This window comes from Sphingobacterium sp. JUb20, from assembly GCF_004342035.1.
Classification (GTDB): Bacteria; Bacteroidota; Bacteroidia; order Sphingobacteriales; family Sphingobacteriaceae; genus Sphingobacterium; species Sphingobacterium anhuiense.
The window spans coordinates 48,716-71,541 of record NZ_SLYV01000006.1; the positions used below are offsets into that span (position 1 = coordinate 48,716).

General features: G+C 36.1%; 18 protein-coding genes. 2 read left to right on the plus strand and 16 right to left on the minus strand.

Features of this window, described 5'->3' with window-relative positions; genetic code table 11:
* Positions 1–6: 6 nt before the first annotated feature.
* The 5 genes from EDF66_RS11320 to EDF66_RS11340 form a co-directional block, all read right to left on the minus strand.
* On the minus strand, positions 7–1,638 hold the full coding sequence (locus tag EDF66_RS11320; RefSeq protein WP_132842742.1) for a PepSY-associated TM helix domain-containing protein: 1,632 nt from the start codon (positions 1,636–1,638) through the stop codon (positions 7–9).
* A 9-nt stretch (positions 1,639–1,647) separates the two neighbouring features.
* Entirely contained in the window at positions 1,648–1,929 is a 282-nt protein-coding gene (locus EDF66_RS11325; RefSeq protein WP_021189975.1) for a hypothetical protein, read from the minus strand.
* A gap of 3 nt (positions 1,930–1,932) precedes the next feature.
* Complete coding sequence (locus tag EDF66_RS11330) at positions 1,933–2,217, minus strand: hypothetical protein (RefSeq protein WP_165902425.1); 285 nt, start codon at positions 2,215–2,217, stop codon at positions 1,933–1,935.
* Between the two features lie 366 nt (positions 2,218–2,583).
* On the minus strand, positions 2,584–3,291 hold the full coding sequence (locus EDF66_RS11335; RefSeq protein ID WP_132842746.1) for a hypothetical protein: 708 nt from the start codon (positions 3,289–3,291) through the stop codon (positions 2,584–2,586).
* Positions 3,292–3,597: 306 nt separating this feature from the next.
* Positions 3,598–6,084, minus strand: a complete 2,487-nt coding sequence (locus EDF66_RS11340; RefSeq protein ID WP_132842748.1) for a ThuA domain-containing protein — start codon at positions 6,082–6,084, stop codon at positions 3,598–3,600.
* Positions 6,085–6,356: 272 nt separating this feature from the next.
* Here EDF66_RS11340 and EDF66_RS11345 point away from each other — a divergent pair, with 272 nt between their 5' ends.
* Both EDF66_RS11345 and EDF66_RS11350 read left to right on the plus strand, forming a co-directional pair.
* The gene (locus tag EDF66_RS11345; protein WP_132842749.1) at positions 6,357–7,793 is read left to right on the plus strand and encodes a DUF1080 domain-containing protein; all 1,437 of its coding nucleotides are present in this window, start codon (positions 6,357–6,359) and stop codon (positions 7,791–7,793) included.
* Positions 7,794–7,814: 21 nt separating this feature from the next.
* Complete coding sequence (locus EDF66_RS11350) at positions 7,815–9,827, plus strand: c-type cytochrome (protein ID WP_132842751.1); 2,013 nt, start codon at positions 7,815–7,817, stop codon at positions 9,825–9,827.
* 126 nt (positions 9,828–9,953) lie between these two features.
* Here the strand turns inward: EDF66_RS11350 and EDF66_RS11355 are convergent, their stop codons facing one another.
* The 11 genes from EDF66_RS11355 to EDF66_RS11405 all read right to left on the minus strand — a co-directional run bounded on the left by EDF66_RS11355 (position 9,954) and on the right by EDF66_RS11405 (position 22,819).
* Entirely contained in the window at positions 9,954–11,312 is a 1,359-nt protein-coding gene (locus tag EDF66_RS11355; RefSeq protein WP_132842753.1) for an alkaline phosphatase family protein, read from the minus strand.
* Position 11,313: 1 nt separating this feature from the next.
* The gene (eboE, locus tag EDF66_RS11360; protein WP_132842755.1) at positions 11,314–12,522 is read right to left on the minus strand and encodes a metabolite traffic protein EboE; all 1,209 of its coding nucleotides are present in this window, start codon (positions 12,520–12,522) and stop codon (positions 11,314–11,316) included.
* 10 nt (positions 12,523–12,532) lie between these two features.
* Positions 12,533–13,702 (minus strand): 3-dehydroquinate synthase, encoded by a 1,170-nt coding sequence (locus EDF66_RS11365; RefSeq protein WP_132842757.1) that lies wholly within the window; start codon positions 13,700–13,702, stop codon positions 12,533–12,535.
* A gap of 16 nt (positions 13,703–13,718) precedes the next feature.
* Entirely contained in the window at positions 13,719–14,573 is an 855-nt protein-coding gene (gene eboC / locus EDF66_RS11370) for a UbiA-like protein EboC (RefSeq protein WP_132842759.1), read from the minus strand.
* Positions 14,574–14,614: 41 nt separating this feature from the next.
* Complete coding sequence (locus EDF66_RS11375; protein WP_021189017.1) at positions 14,615–15,601, minus strand: TatD family hydrolase; 987 nt, start codon at positions 15,599–15,601, stop codon at positions 14,615–14,617.
* A gap of 14 nt (positions 15,602–15,615) precedes the next feature.
* Entirely contained in the window at positions 15,616–16,311 is a 696-nt protein-coding gene (locus EDF66_RS11380; RefSeq protein ID WP_243656034.1) for an EboA domain-containing protein, read from the minus strand.
* 11 nt (positions 16,312–16,322) lie between these two features.
* Entirely contained in the window at positions 16,323–16,697 is a 375-nt protein-coding gene (locus EDF66_RS11385) for a transmembrane 220 family protein (RefSeq protein ID WP_132842762.1), read from the minus strand.
* 147 nt (positions 16,698–16,844) lie between these two features.
* Positions 16,845–17,438: a TIGR00730 family Rossman fold protein gene (locus EDF66_RS11390; RefSeq protein WP_132842764.1), complete on the minus strand. Its 594-nt coding sequence runs from the start codon at positions 17,436–17,438 to the stop codon at positions 16,845–16,847.
* Between the two features lie 11 nt (positions 17,439–17,449).
* The gene (locus EDF66_RS11395; RefSeq protein ID WP_132843054.1) at positions 17,450–18,430 is read right to left on the minus strand and encodes an alpha/beta hydrolase; all 981 of its coding nucleotides are present in this window, start codon (positions 18,428–18,430) and stop codon (positions 17,450–17,452) included.
* Positions 18,431–19,043: 613 nt separating this feature from the next.
* A complete protein-coding gene (mnmE, locus tag EDF66_RS11400) occupies positions 19,044–20,420 on the minus strand; it encodes a tRNA uridine-5-carboxymethylaminomethyl(34) synthesis GTPase MnmE (RefSeq protein WP_021189022.1) in 1,377 nt (458 codons plus the stop codon).
* A 467-nt stretch (positions 20,421–20,887) separates the two neighbouring features.
* Entirely contained in the window at positions 20,888–22,819 is a 1,932-nt protein-coding gene (locus EDF66_RS11405; protein WP_132842765.1) for an LTA synthase family protein, read from the minus strand.
* Positions 22,820–22,826: the final 7 nt, after the last annotated feature.

The following is a 22,826-nucleotide window of genomic DNA, read 5'->3' on the forward strand; positions in this document are numbered from 1 at the left end:
ACATACTTATTTCAATATTTTAAAAGATTTTGCTTGTTTCATTACTTTAAACAAAGCAAATGCACATAAAATCGACATTGTGGTAAAAAGCAAATCAATAAATAAGATATCATATGATTTTGTTTGAAATGTATTCCAGATCCAAAGGTTTGTGGTGATACCATTTACAATCGGTACTGCCAAACACAAAATGGTTGATAAAAATAGGGTATGCTTGTTTACTTTCGTTAGATCACGCAGTATTAATAAATAGATGATCATCACTAACCAACTATAAAAATAAAGACTGTAGATAAAACTCTGATTTACGACAGCTGAAAATTTTATGACAATAAAGGTAAATGCAGTAATAGGAAGCATACTCAATGACATGGATATGAAAAGATTGGCTGCCCAAAAATTAAACTTCCTTTTATATGCAGGAATATTAGGTTTTTCCCGTGCAACCAGCCAAATCATAATGCCTGAAATAATGACGACACAGCCCAGTAAACCCAAAACGAAATAAACGATACGCAAGGTTCTGCCTCCAAAATCTCCAAAATGAAGGTGATAAACCAAACTCTTAACCCAATCAACATATGTTGCATCTGTTGTAGGTGATTTCACTGATGAAGGTTTTCCTTCAGCGGCTTTCATAAGAACGTAACCAGATCCCGCAAAACTAGCGCTGGGTTTAGGTTTAGTTTCTAAAGCAATTTCCATACTTTTATCTCCAAAATTTCGGATATATAGTCTCGAAATATCCGATTCTGGCCATTCATTCATCCAGTGGTTTACGAATGCGTTGACATCTAATTCTTTGGATAAGGGCTGATAACTGTAAGTTGGTTCCATCGCTCTGTTATACTGAAGCTCCTGGTATAATTTATTCTGATCACCATTGTAAATTAATTTACTAAATGGTGAAATCAATACATAATTGACGATAAGAACAACTCCTGTAATGGCAAATATCAATTGAAATGGAAATCCAATAACTCCCAAAACAGTATGCATGTCGGTCCAGACTGTTTTCCATTTACTCCAGGGTCTAAATAAAAAGAAGTTATTTTTAATCTTATCCCAGTGAAGAAATAAACCTGTTATCAAAGCAAAAAGAAATAAGAATGAAACAATACCCGCTAGAAGGTAGCCGAAAGGTGTTCCGAGTTGGATTGGAATCTGATTGAGTGGAGCTAAGAAATGTAAGCGGTACAAAAACTCGCCCATATCATAGCCTTCATCATAAGAACTTTGTTTCTTATCAACAAATGAGTGTAAGAAATAGGCAGAATCTTCATTTTTTGCACCTCTTCTCTTTCGACCTTTTGATTTCTCTGTTTTTGGTTTTGGCTTACTAATCGTTGTATCTTGAGAGGTACTCATATTGACATAAGTTCCATGGCCTTGTCTCAATAAATAGAAATCGAAATTTCTACCTTGGAGATTATATTTTGTTCCCATAGAATCCAATATATAATTGAAGTCAGCGGGAGCTTCTACAGTGCTAAGTGATTTACCTTTTTGCCATGCGGCGATATCATCTTTAAAAAAAGAGAAAGAGCCTGCAAAAAAAATCACATAAAGCAGTGCTGCGATAACAATACCACTGATCGTGTGGGTATGAAAGTAAATATTATATTTTCTTTGATCCATGGTATAAACTTAATGATTGATAATATAAGGTAGCGAAAACAATAAAGTAAGACCAATATAAGTTAGTGCCAACCGCCACAATTTAGGTTCTAAAAATGCCCAGAATAATAAAAATGCCCAAAGTAAATATCCGGTAAAGAAGGCCGTAGCAATTACATTTTCTGGTGGAAATAATGCTGTTAATAATACATGAAAACTGATCATGACCGTATAACCACCTAGGGTTCCCAACAAAATACGACAAAGTCTTATCCAGGGAGATTTTGTTAAATATTTTTTATTAGCAGGCATAGATTAATGAATAAGTACTTCAATCAGAAATGAACATAAATAAACTCCTAATACTACACGATAACCAAAGTAGGAAAAAGGAAAGAAAAAGACTACTAGACAGCCCATACACATGAGGATAACAAAAAAAGTAAATATTCCACTGGCTATACCTACAGCATAAATCAAGCAGGCAGTAGCTATTAGGAACAGAACTATTGCTATTGTACGTGATTGTTTTTTTCGATCGGCAAGATAGGCCCAAAGTTTGGATTTATTCTTCCACGCAATACGTTTGGAAGTATTCATCCATAACATAAATGCAATAAACAATATTAAACATACTGTACTTATCATAATGAGAAAAGCAAATTAAAAGATAGAACTTGGGAATCTCTTTGAGATTCCCTTATGCTCTACCTGTTATTGATATGAAACAATTTTTTATACTAAATATTTATTGAATACGCGCGACGGCAGTTATTGATCCCTCCTCAATTTTCAAATCCAATGTTTCTACATCAATAGTCAATATTATTTTGCTATTTTGCATTGTCTTTTAATTGTAACACTTTTAGGGATATACTACATGCTTAACGTAGTAGTAAAGGCAGCCTAATTACCGTTAGACTACCTTTGGCGTCATACTAGAATTACCGCTCTAGATGACGCTTTTTATTTTACCTGAAAACTTGCGGTAAGTCCCTGCCAATTCTTATTGTAGGTTTTATCATTCCAAGTTCCTGATTGATCGGCCATATGACTGTTTTCGATTACGTAAGTACCAGCCCAGATAGCCTCTGCCTTAATTTTACCTTGACTATCAGTCTTATAGTTTTTGCTCCAACCGTTTGGAGACATCACCAAAACTTCTTTATCAGCAACTGGACTATTCCCGCGCAATAACTGAATTTCTACCAGATCATTTGTTTTAAAGATTTTGTTTTGGAAGATAAAGTGAGCGGCTAAAGGTATTGCTGCGTATCCAACGTCTTGACCTACTTGAATCTGGCTTTGCGCTAAAAATTCATATCGTGTGGTGCCTCCAAGTTCTTTGGCAGGGTGAGAAACAAAGATCTGATAAATGCCATCTTTAGCAGGTACAAAACTAGCTTCTAAATAATCTCCTTTATCAGTAAGTTTTAGCTCAACCTTATTCTCAGAATCAACAAGATTAAGTTTTAACTGATTCAAGTCAGAATACCAATCTTTTGTCTTTTCAATTTCTCCAGTTGCATATTCTCCATAGTAAACTCGGATGGTATGAGATTGATTTTTAATACCTACAGGATTACTTTCAATCCAAATCGCGTGAGCTTGAACTATTTGGTTACCGCCAAAAAGTACAATCATCGCAATTAATAGTTGCTTAACGTAGTACATTGTTATTTAGATTAATTAAAGATAATGGACAAATATACAAACATTGACAAAATATCCAAGTCCATTTTATAATTTCTATTAAATGAATTTATATCTGGAGTATAACTGGTTTAGGGGATTGGTAACCATAATTATATTTATCAAAAGAACTTTTAAGAAGTCCTAAATATCATTTCGTGAAAATCCATTACTTGTTTCAATCTCAGTAATTGCCTGTCAATAATCATCAAATCAGAGAAAACAAAAGAGGTTGTATCTGATGATACAACCTCTTTTGTAACGTTTAATAAAGATCTATGGAACCCCTTATAATGAAAGTATCCATTTAACAATTTCATTCGCATCCTCTTGCTTTAATGATGGATGAGCAGGCATGGCTACCTCACCCCAGACACCGCCTCCACCATTGATGATTTTCTTAGATAACAACGATAATGCGTCCTTATTATCTTTATAGTGTTTAGCAACTACTGTATATGCAGGACCAACTGATTTCTTATCGACACCATGACATGCCTGACAATCAGAGGCTAAAACTAAAGCTTTTCCTTTTGGTGTATCTGATCCTTCTTTATGCCCCAATGCTCCGTTTGCTTTATCTAAATCTTTATAAGTCGTATCACTTGGTGATTTTTTTGCCGAAACAGTTTTATTAACACGTTGTGAAGCTAATTCACCCGCATTATAATCGATTCTTGATATTGCTGCATCTGCATTTTTACTGAACCAACCGTTACCATATTCTAAAAGATATATTCTTCCATCAGGACCAACTTCCATATCAATCGCAGAAGCTAATTTTGTATGTGGCATAAATGGTTCCATTTTATCAAAGTCTCCATTTGGTAACATAGTGACTGCTTTGATCCATCCTCTAACCCAATCGTAAATAAATAGCTTGCCATCATAGTAATCTGGATACCTCGTTTCTTTTGGATAAAGATCCGAATAGTATACCGGCCCGGCCATCGCATTACGCCCTCCTGAACCCACCTGTGGAAAATCTGTTGATTCTGCATAAGGATACCATATAAAGGCCGGTTGTGCGGCCGGTAATTCTTTTATACCGGTGTTATTTCGTGAACTATTAATTGGTTTTTGCGGATCAAATGCCTGTCCACTAATTCCTGTTTCGTAATTATAAGGATTATATGCATAATTATTACCGACGAAAAATGGCCAGCCGAAGAAGCCTGCCTGACGGGCTTGATTCACTTCATCATACCCCCGTGGCCCTCTCCCCAAACTATCCGCATTAGCATCTGGTCCAACTTCTCCCCAATACAGAAAACCTGTTTTCTGATCAATAGAAATTCTGTATGGGTTTCTGTTTCCCATCACATAAATTTCAGGTTTTGTATTTGCCTGTCCCTCTGGAAATAAATTCCCTTTTGGAATCTGATATGAACCGTCTTCTGCTATTTTTATTCTCAAAATTTTACCACGGAGATCATTGCTATTTCCAGAGCTACGTGCGGCATCATACTGCTCATGGCCAGCCCTATCATCCCGCGGTGAATAACCATTGCTGACAAATTTTTGATCCTTTTCGTCAAATGGTGTTGAGTTGTCCCCTGTTGATAAATAAAGATTTCGGTCTTTATCAAATGCCAAAGAACCACCAGTATGACAGCAGATATCTCGTTGTGAATAAAACTGAAGCACAATCTTTTCGGTTCCGAGGTCTAACTTATTATTTTTGAACTCAAAACGTGACAAACGATTAACAGATGTATCCTTTGGACTATAAAAAGCATATATATAATGATTTTCTGCGAAATCTGGATCTATTGTTAACCCCATAAATCCTTCTTCTGCATTAACATTGGGTGTTTCAGTTTTGTGATAAACATCTAACAATCCCACTTGAGTTACTTTTTTTGTTTCTTGATTGTAATGAAGCAATTCTCCCCGACGTTGTGCTACTAGAATATCTAAATTAGGAAGTATGGCCATTTCAGTTGGTTCAAAAAATTCACCTACGGCCAAAGGAACTTTCGTAAATCGTTCCTCTTCTGGAACCCGCTTTGTTTTAGCCTTACCATAATCTAATTCATAATTATCTCCGATTGCATATTCGATAGCACCTAAGATATGCTTTAAGAATAGTGGGTCTGAATAATCTTCATCTTGATGACCTAAACCTGTATAAAAAGAACGGCCACCATCAAAATCATGATACCAGGCCATTGGCGTCTCGGCCATTTGTTCTGGATTTGCATATACCTCCTTATTGATATTCATTAACACATGGGTAGCTTCATAACGTTTTTTAAAGACATACCACTCATCTGTATGTACCCAAGTATCGGGAAGCGTTTTTGTTGCCGGATGTTTTTTATCAACCACCGTTAATTTTCCTTCTTTGACTTCAGGATGAGTAGCAAAGTATCCACCTACCAACCTTCCATACCAGCCCCAATCATACTCGGCATCGGCAGCTCCATGAATACCGACAAAGCCTCCCCCAGCTTGTATGTAACGCTCAAAATCGGCTTCCTGATAATTATTCAAAAGATCACCAGTCGTATTTAGGAATACCACAGCTGAATAATTTTTTAACGAATCTTCATTGAACCAATCTGCATTTGTTGTTGTATCAACATCAAAGTTATTTTCGAGTCCTAACTTCTGGAGGGCAATATTTCCTTTTTCAATAGAATTATGGTGGAAACCTGCAGTTTTACTGAAAACCAATACTCTTGGTTTTCCGGACCTCTTTTGGTGGCAAGAACTTAAAACTGATATAAAAATCAATAGTAAAGAAATCTTTGACAAAAGTGTTTTAATCATAATAAATTTTAATATTATCGGTTGTACTTACTTAAATTTGTATTCTTGACATAAAGATGCAACTATAACCCCACTCATACTAGCTTTATTTTAGCCAATATATATATTATTTTGCTGATCCTTTTTTAGAGGCTATTTTACCAGTAATATGAATATTTAGAAATCATAGGTTAATATTAACCGCAACAGTCAGTATATTCACTTTGTTACACAAAATCCTTTTAGCAAGCACAAAAATTACTATATTTAAATTTTTAAACCTAGTACTCCATATGAAATTAAACTATTTGAAGTTCGGAACAACCGGCTTATGCTGGTTATTTGGAACGACATTATTACTAGCCCAACAGCTAACCGATCAATCGGAAATTAAACTTAATGATCTTGCTGCTTTCAATGCTGTAGGAAAATCTTGGACTATTGCTGAAAAAGTAATCTCTGACCCAAGAAATGAGAATGAATTGAAAGCTACAAAAGGATCCGGTATCCTTGTTAACATCACTTCTAATAAAATGAAGGGGTCTGACTTGTTAACAAATGCAGTTCATGGTAATATAATTCTTGAACTGGATTACTTAATGGCAAAGAACTCAAATTCAGGAATCTACCTACAGGGGAATTATGAAGTCCAACTTAAAGATTCTTGGGGAGTGCTGCAACCCATGTCGTCTGACAATGGCGGTATATACGAACGTTGGGATGATGCTAGACCGGAAGGATCCAAAGGTTTTGAAGGTTATGCTCCTCGTCAAAATGCAAGCAAAGCACCAGGTCTATGGCAACATTTAAAAATTGCATTTCAAGCGCCTAAATTTGATGCTACAGGAAAAAAGACTGCAAATGCGAGAGTTTTAGCTGTGGAACTGAATGGTGTTTTAGTTCAGGATAATGTTGAATTGTTTGGTCCAACGGGCGGAGCGGCCGATAAAGAAAAGCCGTTAGGTCCACTGCGTCTTCAAGGCGATCATGGTTCAGTTGCTTTTCGAAATATTAAAATATCAAAACTTCCCGAAGAACAGATTAATGTAAACAATAGAGGCGGTGGTGATGCTGACCCTATTTATATAGATGCACCTTCTAATACCATGATTAGAAGTTTTGTGAATTATGCACCTAAGTTACTTGCTGTTCACGCAATATCTGTCGGCAGTCCATTAAAGACACATTACAGCTATGATTTGGACAATGGCCTATTGTTGCAGGGATGGCATGGCGAATTTATTGATGCCACTCCTATGTGGGACGGTAGAGGAAACGGTACTTCTAGAGCCCGTGGAGCAGTAACTTCTTTTGTAAAGAAAGCTACTCCTGCTTTAGCACAGCTCGCAACGGTTCAAACCACATGGCCTGCTGACAGTACTGGTAGTGGTTTTAAAACTAAAGGTTATATTATCGACAATGAGGATAGACCACAATTTAAATATAATATATATGGCGCTGAAGTCACCGATATCATCACAGTTTCAAATGATGGTAAAGGACTGAACAGATCCATAAACATAGACAAAACTGTCCCTAACTTGTATGTTTTACTGGCAAATGCAAGTTCAATTGAAGAACTAGCGAAAGGCTATTACCTCGTTGATGGTCAGTCTTATTACCTAGAACTTGACAAAGGTGCTCCTAAACCTATTATTCGAGATGCTAACGGAGGAAAAGAATTAATCATTCTCCTAGACAAACAATTAAATTATTCTATTTCATTCTAATTGAGAGAGTACAAATATTATATGAAACACACTTTTAGAATGCTAGCAATGCTAGCTTTGAGTTTTGGCTATACTGTTTCCCAAGCTCAAGAAACACCAAAAGAAGAAGATTTTTTTAAGATCATGAAAGTAAGAATGCCCGAAGGACCTGTTTTAGAGGTTGGTGGTCTGGTTACTTTACCTAATGGAGATCTAGGTATATCCACCCGTAGAGGTGATGTATTTATCGTTGAAAACCCCACCAGCAACAGACCGTACTTTCGAAAATTTGCAACGGGTCTTCACGAGATTTTAGGTCTTGCTTACAAAGATGGTGCGTTATATGTTGCACAAAGAGGTGAGCTAACGAAGTTAATTGACAAAAATATGGACGGCAAAGCTGATGTTTATGAAACTGTGTATGCTTGGCCTTTAAGCGGACATTATCATGAATATAGTTTTGGTCCTAAAATCGCATCTGACGGTTCTTTTTTCGTATCTGGAAATGTAGCTTTTGGTGATGAAGAATGGTGGCGCGCAGAAAGTCGTGTTCCTATGCGTGGATGGATTATGAACATTAGCGCAGATGGAAAAATGCAACCATGGGCTGCAGGTGTGCGTTCTCCAGCAGGAATAAATGTGATTGACGGTCAACTATACTATACAGAAAACCAAGGTGACTGGGTTGGTTCCGGAGGATTATGGAAGGTCAGTAAAGGAGATTTTATGGGACATCCAGCCAGTTTAGTATGGACAAAAAGACCTGATTCACCGTTAAAGTTATCATCTGAATCTTTCTATTCTAAAGTAGATGAACGTCGTATCAAAAATGCTGAAGGTCGCTACATCAAACCGGAAAATAGAGTCAACGAGAATTTCAAAACGGTATTTGAGATGAAAAAAGAAATTCCAGAGATTCGTTTACCGTCGGTATGGTTGCCACATGGTATTCTTGGTATTTCAAACTCTGAACCGGTCAAAATTCCGAAAGGCACATTTGGTCCATTTGAAGGACAATTACTCGTTGGTGACCAAGGTATGAGCATCATTTCACGTGTTTTCTTAGAGACGGTAAATGGTGAAGAACAAGGCGCCGCATTTTTGTTTAAGAGTGGTTTCCGTTCTGGTGTTTTGAGAATGGCGTGGGGACAGGATGGATCTTTATTTGTCGGTGAAACCAACCGTGGGTGGGGTTCTGCAGGTGAAGCAAATGAGGGACTTGAGCGCTTAGTATACAACAATAAGACGCCTTTTGAAATGAAAGCAGTAAGAGCTATGCCAGACGGTTTTGAGATCGAATTTACACAACCTGTTGATTTAAAATCTGCTGAAGATCTAGCTTCATACAGCGTTGAAAGCTTCATATATAAATACCATCCTGTATATGGTTCTCCTCCAGTAAATAAAGAGACTTTAAACATAAAAGGAGTTAAGGTTTCTTCTGATGGACTAAAAGCAAGAATTGTTGTCGATGGTTTACGTGAACATTATATCCACACCATAAGTGTAGATGGTATTCGTGAGAAACAAAACTTTTATTCAATTGTCCATCCTGAAGCTTACTATACTTTAAATGCAATTCCATCTGGAGAAAAACTAGCAATAAGTTCACTTAGCACAAGGAATTCTACTCACGACCCTGTAGTTGAAGTTACAGCTAAACCGGCAGAAAAGACAGTAACAGCAAATAATAAAACTGTTGCCGGTAAAAAAACTGCGACTGTTAAAACAAAAAACACAGAAGCGAAACCTGTTGAAGCAAAGGCTAAAGTACATGAAGTGAAAACAGTAACTAAAGCTCCTACTTATGCTGAGGTGAAGGGAATTTTGACTAGTAATACTTGCTTAGCCTGTCACAATCCTACGAAAAAACAGATTGGACCGTCATTCACTGATATTGCAAAACGCAAATATTCAAATGAGAAAATTTTGCAGCTCATCTACAATCCTAAACCAGAAAACTGGCCGGGATACGCGACTGAGATGCCTCCAATGCCACAAGTTTCTAGAGCCGATGGCTTGAAAATCGCGGCTTATATCAATTCATTGAAATAATACTTTGATGGTATCAATGTCTTAAAACAAACAAAGCCATTCTGTAAAAAGAATGGCTTTCTTTATTTTAGAATAAACTATGTTCGGCTTGTTACTTATAGATGTATTATACAAGTAGTAGTAAAATTACTTCTCGCTATGCAAAGATTTCCAAATTAAATCGTAAACCTCAGTTGCCTGTACATTGCCTATACTTAGATCAGGATCTGTAATTAAAACAGGGTGAAATTCCTCAGGTGTATTCACGCTACCATGTGAACCTTTTACCAAATTAGCATTTAAAGGTATTACATCCATAACGTAACGAAAACCTGCTTTTTTTCTCAACAGTTTATATAATGCACGAAATTTAGAAGACATAAACATTTCAACAGGATCATATCCTGGTTTTTTATGGATATCGACGCATCTTGCATAATCGGGTGCTTTAGCATCATCCTGCCAGAAATAATAAGTAAACCAACTTTCTGGATTTGCAACCAAAACAAAATCTCCTGCACGGTCATGGTCTATCCCATATTCCTTTTTACCTTCTTTGTCAAGCACTATCGCAATTCCTGGTAATTTATCTAAAATATCCTTCACCTGATCGACTATCGATAAATCATTGATATAGACATGTGCAACCTGATGATCTGCCACTGCAAATGCTTTAGAGGCTCCAGCATCCAATAATTCCAAACCTCGTTCTACACGGATCTGTAATAATCCGGCTTCCCTTAGTATTCGATTAATATGAATGGGATTATTTACAGGTACAATACCATATTCCGAAAGAATAATGATGTTCGCTCCTCTTTTTTCATAGAAATCAACTAATTCTTTAATCAGAATATCAATCTCACCTAATTCCTTACTGATATTAGACCAATCATTTCCAAATTTTTGCAAGCAATAATCCAAATGTGGCAAGTAGATTAAAGACAGTGTAGGATCATACAGTTCATCTGTGATCATAGATGCATCAGCAATCCATCGGCTTGATTTAATATTAGCACCTGGCCCCCAAAAATTAAAAAGAGGAAACTGACCAAGTTTATCCTGCAAAAGATCTCTCAATGTTGCCGGTTCTGCATAACAGTCCGGAAGCTTTCGACCGTCGGCCAGATAATTAGGTCGTGGTGTAACGCTATAATCTGCATTTGAGTACATATTATACCACCAAAATAGATTTGCGCACGTGAAGTTCGGGTCTTCTTTTTTTGCTCTATCCCAGATCTTTTCCGCTAATACAAGTTTGTTAGACTGCTTCCAAAACTTAATTTCCGAATCTACATGATCATACCAACCGTTTCCAACCACACCATGCTCGGTAGGTTTTTTACCTGTAAGATATGTAGACTGGACGCTGGTAGTAACAGCCGGTAACATTGGAGCTATAGTTGCTAAATTTTTTCTATTTATGTATTGTTCCAAAAATGGGGTATACTTTCCTATTAAATTTGCAGATAGCCCAACTACGTCAATTACAACTGTTTTCTTCATCTTATACATTTGTTTTAATTACCCACTCCAGTTCATTACTGATAGAGGCAGCTATTGGTATCTTTAACTGTTCGGGCAATACTTCCCAAGTATAGGTTTCCACTTCCAAATGTTCGGTAAAAGGCGCAACTTTTTGGAGATTCAACACTTCTATAATATCTTGTTGCGTTGACTGCAAGACTCCAATATCCCGAACAGATATAGGAACATGAAAATGTGCGCGCCATTGCATCACATCCTGGTGCTCAAAATCTGCTATGGCTGGTGTTAGATCTGTATAACGAATAAGCTTGCCATCTCTTTTTAAGGCCACGACCTGATGTAAATATGTCGGTTCGTTGAATTTTTGAAAACTTTCTTTAATAGCTATACGCTGATCAGGGGACTGATCCATATTTGCTTTCAAAGCAGCAGATATCTGTATCTTCCCTACTGCAATACCTTTCTCCTTAAGTTCTTTTAATACATCGGCGTGATCTTCATAGCCAATTGCAAAATGGCATACGTCATAACAAAGGCAAAGATGTCTCTTGGTAAGAGCTTCAGCTTCGATAGCGGTAATGCCAAATGAATCTACAAGATCTGAAATAGCAGTTGGAAGCAGATCGTCTGTATACCAATCTATAAATTCTCGTCCAGTTTCAATGATTCCATCAGGTTCTGGTTCCAAGTCAAGGTGCATAACCGTACCTGTCGCATTTGCTATTGTAACTAATTCTTGTATTACAGCAACTATATTTATCGTAGCAGCATTTTTGGCTTCCGTAAAATCGGTAGTCGTCTTGAACCAGTGTCTATAACTAAGCGGCGATGTCGAAATTCCACCGACCATTCCTTCTGGTAATAAGGATTGAAGAATAGTGAAAAGTCTGATTGTATAATCTTTACGTGCTTCTGTAGTCCAGTCAGGGGTATGTACATCTTCTTTGACAACAGTACGGTGAAATTCTCCATAAGGAAATCCATTCATTGTAAAAACATAAGCATTATTTTCTTTTAACCAATGTTTAAATTCCGCTATATTACCCTGCTCGCTAAGTTCTAAACTCGATACATTTGATAATCTTAATCCTATTCCCAATGGCTGGCCAGGCGAAACTGATTCTTTGATAAAAGAAAAATTATCTTTTAGAGCTGTAAAATCATCATTCCAATTTTTCCCTGGATGAATATTGGTGCAATAGGTTAAATGTCCTGTATTAACTTTCATTTTAACTAATTTAATGATCCAAACCAGCTGTTGTGCTGGTAAAATTTAAGACATAGTTACTTGCCGCTATCAATAACTGGTGATCCATGTGGTGAACTTCCTTACCTGTTCCGAGATCCGTCAATAATGTAATGGTCAATTTACCGCCAAGATGTTCCTGGAATTCAGTTAAACCGCGAAGTATTGGTGATTCTTCATCATTGATCTGAATAAATGGATTAGAAATATCAAATGATAAATGAAGCAGCACATTCAATATGCGCAAAAGCTTATCTTCTGTTAACAATCCACTTAAGAAAGAATACGTGCTATCCAAAGCTATTCCCATGGCTACAGCCTCCCCATGCAGCACACTGAAATTACTCAATTGTTCTAGTTTATGTGCACTCCAATGACCGAAATCTAATGGTCTCGCAGATCCCATCTCAAATGGATCGGCTGATGCGATATGGTTTAAATGCAATTCGGCACAACGTACAATTAAGTAATCCATGGTCTCTAAATCACGACTCACCAGTTTCGCTGCATTATCTTCGATCCAATAAAAGAATGTAGGATCTTTGATTAAAGCAACTTTAACTGCTTCAGATATTCCTGACCGCCAATCTCTATCCGTTAATGTTAACAAAAACTGATCATCATTAAACACAGCAGCGGGGGGAGCAAAAGTGCCTAAAAAATTTTTCTTACCCTTATAATTTATACCGTTCTTAACACCAATCCCAGAGTCATTTTGCGAGAGTACAGTCGTTGGTATACGAATATGTTTAATTCCACGATGTGACACTGCGGCTGCGTAACCGACAAGATCAAGCACGGCACCACCACCGATCGCAGCAATGTAAGAATGTCGATCTATTCCGTATTGATCTACTGCTTCAACCAAACGATCGAATAGACCTGTATCATTTTTTGAGGCTTCTCCTCCTTGTATAATCAAAATTTCAGGAATCAGCTGTACTTCTTGCTGATGATCGAAATAGGTTCTGATCGCTGAAACCAGATCTGGGTGTGCATCAGCAACTCCCTGATCTAGGACGAAAAAAATCTTACGCAATACATCTGTCGGATTGCTTTTAAAAAAATCTGTAAAAGTAGGGTTATCGGTGTGAAATAACGATTTAGTAAAATGTATTTTATATTCAAATTTCACACTAAATGACTGTTCTAAAAAACTCATAATTAAAAATCATTAATTAAGTAACTGCGAATGCTTTACTCAGTATAATAGATAATGGTAATAAAAAAATAATGACAAGTGCAATTTTCCAATCAGCAAATACACTTGCCCATGCAGCATTCATGAGGATCAATGCAATCACTCCTGCTTTAACGGCTTTACCTATATTGGGGCCTATCGGATTATTTATAGCTCTTAATAGGGGTTTAAAAATCATCCAAGCGAACGGAATGATAAACAAAAGAGTAATAATAATATCCCCCTTCGTTTGTGCAAAAAATAAAATGCTAGTGATAACAATTGCATAAAGTACAGCGGCAAAATAAAGCATTTTTTTACTTCCTCCATGTACTTCTCCCCGACTTATCATTGTAATAGAAGCGATGTAGATAATAGGTACAATAGCCAAGAACCACCATTGACTTACCTCTGTACTTATAATACTAACTCCCAACAAGAGGTTTAGGCCACGGCAAAGTCCCATATTAAGCGGACCTAAAAATGAATGATGTTTTGCCCATCTGTTGTAGACAAGACAAGCTAAAATAATCGCTATAGCTAATATTACTGTGATATTTCCTACGAAATAGGCTGCTATTAGTCCAACTAAGAAGAATAAAGATCCAAATACTGTGGCCTCTTTTTCGCTGATCAATCCACTAGGTATGGTTCGCTCAGGTCGTTCTATTCTATCCAGATCTGCATCAAAAACATCGTTAAAAATAATTCCACCACTATACAGCCCTATTGTTGAAATGCAAAGTAAAATAATAGGTGCTGGAGAATTCCATCCTTCTGTTAATAAATATCCGGATATTGCTATACCAGCGAGTGCGTCGGCTACTGCAGTAACGACATTTGCTGGTCTCATTAATCGTATATATCCTTTTAATTTTTTCAATATGTGTACGATTAAGTAATAATGATCGAATTCTTATCTATCCTTGGTTGTTGACCACCACGCAAAATAGAATTACTTTCAAATTTTTGAGACTGATCAATATTTTTTATAGTTACAAAATCACGTTCGTCTATCTGTCCACTTTGACCAAAAGCCGTAATTGCATTCCGGTAACTCACCAATTCAATATCATCTAAACTAATACCTGATTGTTTCATCAGAGCTGCCGTTTTAGGAACAGCGAGCGGATCAGAAATTCCCCAATCTGCAGCTGAATTAATCATAATTCTTTCAGAACCATATTGTTTAACAACCTCAACCATACGTTCATTTCCCATTTTCGTAAAAGGATAAATCGTAAAAGCTGCCCAAAACCCTCGATCTAAGACTTCTTTAACCGTTTCTTCATTATTATGATCTATAATCACTGAATACGGAGAAAGTCCATGTTCAATAGCAATATCCATGCTTCGTTGCGTGCCTTTTTTCTTGTCTCTATGTGGTGTGTGAATCTGCACTGGAAGTCCAGCTTCTTTAGCAAGCTCCAGCTGTAACCGGAAATATTTTTCTTCGGCAGCAGTCTGATCATCAAAACCAATTTCACCAATACCGACCACACCTTCCTTGAAAATAAACTGAGGCAGTAATTCCATCACCTGTTCGGCTAATTGCTCATTGTTCGCCTCACGTGAATTTAATCCTATAGTACAATAATGCTTAATACCAAACTGAGAAGATCTAAATCTTTCCCATCCAATTAAGCTACTGTAGTAATCCGTAAAACTATCGATCCCTGTTCGAGGTTGTCCTAACCAAAAAGCAGGTTCAATAATTGCCACAATCCCGGCATCAACCATTGCTTGGTAATCATCGGTAGTTCGTGAAGTCATGTGAATATGAGGGTCAAAAAACTTCATTCCACTAATATCATTTAAATCAAGAGTACTTTGGTTTCTTTCGCCTAAATTTCTTTCTTGGAAATTTTCATTACAGCACATAATTCAATATTTTTTTATTTTCCTAATTCTATTAATTGGTAGATTTCTGGATGAACAGTTCTATGGGCCGCCAAGCGTTCCTGTACATAATCGTTCAAGGTATTCGCTAAAGCCTGATTAACGCGCTCTTTTAATCCAGTAATTTTTTTAACATCTTTCTCTGTAAAAAATGCTTTCAAAATCATTTGATTCCATGCTCCTTCTGAAAGCATAACTGATGGATAAGGATTATGATACATAATTGCTTCCAATACAGTACCTATATTACTACGGATTCCTTCTTCACATTTACCGACCCATTCTTCGGTATGGCTCAAGAAAGGTAAAGCGGAGTATAATGCAATCAGTTCATTCATTTCTGAAGCAATAAATAAAGTATTGATTTTTTTCAGATATTGTTCCTTGTTCTGATCAGGTAACTGCATCAACAACCATACTCTACATAATCGATCAATGGTCCATGTTTCCAAAGAAAAGCCAGGTAATAATTGTTTTAGATCAGCAACATCTTCGGATTGGACAACAATATTTTCTTTTCCAAGCTTTCTTGGGAGCTGGGAAAAACTCAAATTTAATTGAAGTGTTTTTTCTTCATTTTTAATCAATTCCACTTTATTGTCCAACCAAGACCATGCATCTAATTCTAGGTTTTGTTGGATAATTTTTTGAAATATATCACTTAGCTGTTTTTTCCTTTTTAAATCAATCACAAGTATAAATTTTATAAATTAACAGCAACAAAATAATTTATAGCTAATGCGCCACTAACAATCAGAAGACCAAAAAACTCTCTTGTCTTCTCAATATATGGCTTCGTTGCTTGCATACTTTCCACAATACTTGGTCTACGATATTTCATCAACCAATCGCGAACGCCATCTTTTGCAAAAAAAAGTATAATTGCATAAACTAGATAAAATACAATAGCACCAAGGTATATAAATGGATAGTAGAAATTAAACACGGCTAGTCCGCAACAAATAGAGGCCAGCATATAAATTGGGATCCATAGCCATGAATCTTTATCATTGAGATTTACATAGGCAAATCCAATAAAGGCAATACAAAAAATAATATTTAAAATAATTAACGCCATACGGTTAGGTTTATTCGATGAAATTTCATCATTACTGATACACAAATAAACAGATTATAAATCTGTTTTAATCAGTCAAATTGTAAAAAAATTAAGACGAAAGTAAAATCACAATAAGAGAGATGCTTAAACAACTAATAAATAGGTTTAAATTTCATCTTTTTCTATCCATTTAGTAACCTTGGGTGCTTCGTACCGTTCCATTTTTTCTAATAACTCTTCAATGGTATTTCCAAACAGAAGCATGGATTTATTTTCGCTTTTCAATAAACCTTCTACTGTCATATGATCAATAAACAATATCAAATGATCGTAATAACCATTTGTATTTAGAATTCCTACTGGTTTTTTATGCAAACCCAGTTGTCCCCAGGTTACCATTTCGAATAATTCTTCGAGCGTTCCAAAGCCACCAGGCAATGCGATAACTCCATCTGAATAATCATGCATAATCCGCTTACGGTCATGCATGGTATCTACTGTAATTAACTTCGTAACACCGGTATGCTCTCTTTCCTTGGAATTGAGAAACTCAGGAATGACACCTATCACTTCGCCTCCTTTTTCTAATGCACCATTGGCAACTGCTCCCATCAATCCAACTCGCCCACCACCATATACTAGACGAATACCTTTTTTCGCAAATACGTGCCCAACATGTGAAGCCTGCTCCTCATAGATGCTTTCTTTACCTAAACTAGAAGCACAAAAAACAACGATACTTTTAACTTTTCGCATCATAAAACTTTTTTTTATTTAAACAATTGAGGAACAAAATCATTGAGATATTTTCTCCAGTTGCTCCAAGTATGACCGCCTTCTGATTCCACATACTGATAGCTAAAATTCATCTTATTGAGTTTATCCCTAAAGCCGGCAACATGCTTGTATAAAAAATCCGTTTTTCCAATGGCAATCCAGTACAAGCGGTAAGCGTTGTTTTTTTGAATCTGAAGCTTGGCATCAAGATTTTCGTAAATTGGACTTTTCTTATTTTCTGGAGGAAGAATTGCAGGAGAAAATAATCCAATATAATCAAAAGTTTTAGGCTGGTTAGCTGAAATATACAAGGAATGAAAACCTCCCATTGAAAGTCCAGCAATAGCTCGATTTTTCGCATCAGCTTTCACCCGATAATTCTGTTCTGTAAAAGCTATGATTTCATTAAAATTAGCTTCCATATCTCCTTTAAAAATATCCGGAGTTACCATATCAATTTTATAAAAACCCTTAGAAGACTCCCCTGGTGCAGCCGCATTACTCGTGTGACCATTCGGCATAATGACAATCATCGGCTTTGCTTTTCCTTGCGCTATTAGATTATCTAAAATTTGTGAAGCTCTCCCTAAGGTCATCCAAGCTTCTTCGTCCCCCCCCATCCCATGTAAAAGATAAAGGACAGGATATTTTTCTTTTGAAGCCTCATAACCGGGAGGTGTATAAACGGTTAATCTACGATCTTCTTTTAGCCCTCTTGAAGTATACCATCTTTTAGCAACAGTACCATGAGGGACATTTTGAACAGTATAATTGGATGATTCTGGTCCATTTACGATAAACATGCTCATGACAGAACTCACATCCCGAACCTGATAAGCGTTATTGGGATCAGTAGCTTTAACTCCATCCACAATAAAAGAATAGGTATAAATATCGGGTTTCAGATCTTGATTTGTAAACGACCATACTCCCCTTGAATCTTTAATTCCAGAATTCAAGTCATCAGTTTTCATCCAATTGCCCTGTAACTTTACAGTCTTCGCTTCTGGAGCCAAAAGTCTGAAGGTTATCTGTTTTCCGTTAATCTCGGGAGAAACAATGGTTTTATTGCCACTAAAATCGAGATTTTCCTGGGCGTTGCCAATTTGGGGCCCAATAGCAATAAATATAAAATGGATGTGATCTTCATTTCTATGTTTTTATGAACATTAACAATACAAGCTTGACAAAAAGCTTAAGGCTAATAAGATATTGATTAACTAAACCCGCTAAATATTGGAGTATTTAAATTTAAGGAATTTCAGTGGGAAATACGAATATTTAAAATCACCATATGCTTTTAAAATGATAAAACGAATATTGTATTTCATCACCCCATATTACAGCACTTTAAGTAATAGTCAATTGAATATAAAATAGACATCACATTTAATGAGCCCACACTAGCATCAATCAGCTCGATCGGAACAAAATAAACGTCAATAATAGAAAACAGAGGCAATTCTAATTTTTGAGTTCTACTACCCACTATAGCAAACACGAAGTTTTATTCAGCAAATCATTAATCACAAAAAAACACTAACAATCTGACTGTTAGTGCTTTTTTATTGTTAATCATTCCAATTATTATTTTCCGATACAGAATTTCGAAAATATGTTATCCAACAAATCATCGGTTGAAACAGAACCTGTAATTTCGCCTAAATGATATAGTGATTGTCGTATATCCATGGCTAAGAAATCAGATGTAACCGGGTTGTCAATTCCGTTGAGTACGCGTTCCAAGGATGTTCGTGTATGCTGAAGAGCTTCTACGTGACGGATATTGGTTACTAAGACATCGTCAGTATTTAAGTTAGATAGATTTACTTGATTTAATAGTTCATCTTTTAGCTCCTCTACTCCTATTTGTTCTTTTGCAGATATGTATAGCGGTTTTAAAACCTCATACTGCTTTTTCTGCTCTACTGTAAGCAAGTCAGCTTTATTAATAATTGTAACAAAAGGTATGTTCAATACTGCAACTTCTGCAATCTGCGCCTCAATATCTACCACCTCGTCTTGTGTAGGATCAAATAAATAAATGATTAAACGTGCCTGCTTCATTTTTTCTCGTGTACGCTCTACTCCTTTAGCCTCGATAACATCGATAGTTTCACGAATACCGGCAGTATCAATAAATCGGAAAGTAATTCCTTTGATATTTATTTCATCTTCAATCGTATCTCTTGTGGTACCCGCAATGTCCGATACAATGGCACGCTCCTCATTCAATAAAGCATTCAACAAAGTAGATTTTCCGACATTAGGTTTACCTGCAATTACAACTGGAACACCATTTTTCAAGACATTACCTTGTTCAAATGAAGAAATCAACTTACTCACCACTTGATTAATTTGTTTAATTAAACTTTTCAATTGATCGCGGTTCGCAAATTCTACATCTTCTTCTGAAAAGTCAAGTTCCAATTCTATTAGTGATGCAAAGTGGATCAAATCATCTCTCAATTTTTTCAACTGATTGGAAAATCCGCCTCTCATCTGTTGCATCGCAATTTGATGGGAAGCAGCAGAATTTGAAGCAATCAAATCAGCAACAGCTTCTGCTTGAGAAAGGTCCATTCCCCCATTTAAAAAAGCACGTAATGTGAATTCCCCTGCTTTAGCTGCTCGTGCTCCTTTTTTAATAAGCAAACTCATCACACGTTCAATTATATACTTAGAATTGTGGGTGGAGATCTCAACTACATTTTCTTTAGTATAAGAATTCGGACCTACAAATAGTGAGACCAATACCTCATCAATGATTTCTTCTCCATCTCGTACTGTACCGAAATGAAGAGTATGTGAAGCTTGCTTGAGCAAATTCTTACCCCGAAATACCTGGTTGGTTATTTCAATAGCATCTTTACCAGAAAGACGTATTACAGCGATAGCACCATTACCACTTGCTGTGGCTAATGCCACAATTGTTTCTTGTTCCAAAATAGCGTGTTCAGACATGATACAAAGATAAGGATTACTACTTTAGTTCATGGGCAAATAAATTACAAATTGACGTATAAAAAAACGAATAGCGAATAAATATTTTTTAGTTATTTTAATCTTTCACAAACGTGTAATCTCCATCGATCATTTATCCTATTTCTAAAGTTTGTATTAAAACTTTTCAAAATGAGTTTCAACCTATAGTCATCCTATAAGCTCATTCGGCTATTTGTTGTGTGTATATTGTGCATAGCAGGTGCATAGATAACCTATTCATTGTGTCGATCTAGGCTGATGGTATAGTCAATGTTATCTACTTGCAGGCTCATTCCTATGTCGCGCTAGGCTGATGGTATAGCCATTGTTATCATCCTGCAGGCTCGTTCTTATGTCGTGCTAGGGTGATCGTATTGTTAATCTTAAAAATACAAAAAGCATCACCTTTGTGGGGCAATGCTTAATATAAATCCTAATAATTCCAGTTATTTACCGTCGTAAATTAATTTATTTTCGATCATTCGGTTATTATATTGCTGTTCAAAAGCTTTAAATTTTGTTTCCATGGTATCTAGCACTAGGGGTGGTTGTTTCAATAAATCATGTTTCATCAACCGATCTTCTTTTAGATTGTGGAGGGAAATATTTTTTATTCCATCGTTGATCAGCAAATAATCTTTGTAATAAAAATTAAATATTCCTGAATTATTGTTGACTACAAAATTTTCCTTTGTTGGATTTAATGCATCGAAACCAAATGCAAAATATGGTTTATCATAATTCAAATAATTTAAAACTGTAGGCATGATATCTATCTGTTGCGCCAATTTATCACTTCTACCTTTTAAATCTCCTCCTGGATGGTAAAGGATAATAGGAATCGCATAACTATTGGCCGCAGTCTGGTATTCTGGCAATGCGCTTACCGTTGCATGATCTGCACAGATAACAAACAAGGTGTTTTTATACCAAGACATAGAAGATGCAGTTTTAAAAAATTGACGCAGTGCATTATCAGTATAACCTATAGGTTCTTGAACAGGTAAAGGTCCCTTTGGAAAAACTCCTTCATATTTTGAGGGTACTTTAAAAGGGTGGTGAGAAGAAAGCGAAAAGAAGCTTGCAAAAAATGGCTGTTTAAAGGAGTTAATTTCATTAGCCATATATTGCATAAACGGTTCGTCCCATATGCCCCAGATACCGTCAAAGTCTGCATCGTTATTGTATTCATTTTTACCATAATAATGTTGAATACCGGCTAACTTCATATATGCAGAAAATCCCATACTTCCATTTGGAGCACCGTGAAAAAATGCTGTTTCATAACCTTTATTTGCTAACAAATTAGCAATACTGGTCGTTTTATTACCTGAATATACCGACAATACAAATGGTTCACCTACAGATGGTATTCCTGTTATAACAGAAGGCAGTGCATCAATTGATTTACGTCCGTTAGCATAGGTATGTTCAAAAGTATATCCTTCCCGGATTAAAGAATCCAAAAATGGTGTATATCCTTTATACTGTCCGCCTTGAATATCTTTATTTAACTCTCCAAAATGTTCTTTTGCAAAGCTTTCCAAAATTAGAAAGACAACATTCATTTTTTTAAAAGGCTCCTTACTTTGAGGATAATGAACAGGATTATAAATTGTAGTCAGCTCTTGTTCGGTATACGTATGAATAGGTTTTAAATTAACCGCTTTTAACGTCTTCATTAAACTAAAAGGAGTATTTAATACAATATTCATCTCTTCTGGATTCGTTACATAATCTCCTGCATTACTTAATGTAATAGGCCTTGTACTATGCGCCCATCCTCCACGAACACCTCCAATAAACAGAAAAATAGCAATTAAAAAACAAGCCGATTGAATGCTATATGTAGGCCATCTAAACAGTAGTGGACGCTGCACTTGTACGAGATCATATAGCTTAATTAAAGCATAAATCAATATCGCAAATAGTATAAAAAGATACCAGTAGTCAAGGCAAAAATCCAAAGCCAAGGAACCTAAATTTTTTTCATTTGCAAACTGATCAAATACCGTCCCTGTAGTTCGTTTCAAGGTAAATGGATAATAAGCAAAATCAACTAAATTTAAAGCGATTCCGATTGAATTGGTAATAATAAAAATCCACTTTGCTATTTTTTGATATAAGGTATTATACTTGAATGGTGCAGGAATAATCTGCATCAATAAATATAGTATATTTAAATATAGTAGCGCTACGATATCAAATTTAACCCCACCCCATAACATATACAATAATTGAGCACTATTTACATGGGGAAAAAGAGCATAATTAATCCCATAAAAACCCAGTCTTAAAAAAGCATAAATTAACAACAGTATGAGAAATCTAATCAGCAAACCGAGATATGGTGCAAATGAACCTTTCAACTTTATCATATTTTCT

Coding starts and splice junctions, on each gene's coding strand:
- EDF66_RS11335 (WP_132842746.1), bottom strand. CDS start 3,291: ATGTACTACGTTAAGCAACTATTAATTGCGATGATTGTACTTTTTGGC.
- EDF66_RS11345 (WP_132842749.1), top strand. CDS start 6,357: ATGAAATTAAACTATTTGAAGTTCGGAACAACCGGCTTATGCTGGTTA.
- EDF66_RS11330 (WP_165902425.1), bottom strand. CDS start 2,217: ATGAATACTTCCAAACGTATTGCGTGGAAGAATAAATCCAAACTTTGG.
- EDF66_RS11385 (WP_132842762.1), bottom strand. CDS start 16,697: ATGGCGTTAATTATTTTAAATATTATTTTTTGTATTGCCTTTATTGGA.
- EDF66_RS11325 (WP_021189975.1), bottom strand. CDS start 1,929: ATGCCTGCTAATAAAAAATATTTAACAAAATCTCCCTGGATAAGACTT.
- eboC (WP_132842759.1), bottom strand. CDS start 14,573: ATGAGACCAGCAAATGTCGTTACTGCAGTAGCCGACGCACTCGCTGGT.
- EDF66_RS11395 (WP_132843054.1), bottom strand. CDS start 18,430: ATGAAAACTGATGACTTGAATTCTGGAATTAAAGATTCAAGGGGAGTA.
- EDF66_RS11320 (WP_132842742.1), bottom strand. CDS start 1,638: ATGGATCAAAGAAAATATAATATTTACTTTCATACCCACACGATCAGT.
- EDF66_RS11390 (WP_132842764.1), bottom strand. CDS start 17,438: ATGATGCGAAAAGTTAAAAGTATCGTTGTTTTTTGTGCTTCTAGTTTA.
- mnmE (WP_021189022.1), bottom strand. CDS start 20,420: ATGTCTGAACACGCTATTTTGGAACAAGAAACAATTGTGGCATTAGCC.
- EDF66_RS11355 (WP_132842753.1), bottom strand. CDS start 11,312: ATGAAGAAAACAGTTGTAATTGACGTAGTTGGGCTATCTGCAAATTTA.
- EDF66_RS11375 (WP_021189017.1), bottom strand. CDS start 15,601: ATGTGCTGTAATGAAAATTTCCAAGAAAGAAATTTAGGCGAAAGAAAC.
- EDF66_RS11405 (WP_132842765.1), bottom strand. CDS start 22,819: ATGATAAAGTTGAAAGGTTCATTTGCACCATATCTCGGTTTGCTGATT.
- EDF66_RS11340 (WP_132842748.1), bottom strand. CDS start 6,084: ATGATTAAAACACTTTTGTCAAAGATTTCTTTACTATTGATTTTTATA.
- EDF66_RS11350 (WP_132842751.1), top strand. CDS start 7,815: ATGAAACACACTTTTAGAATGCTAGCAATGCTAGCTTTGAGTTTTGGC.
- eboE (WP_132842755.1), bottom strand. CDS start 12,522: ATGAAAGTTAATACAGGACATTTAACCTATTGCACCAATATTCATCCA.
- EDF66_RS11365 (WP_132842757.1), bottom strand. CDS start 13,702: ATGAGTTTTTTAGAACAGTCATTTAGTGTGAAATTTGAATATAAAATA.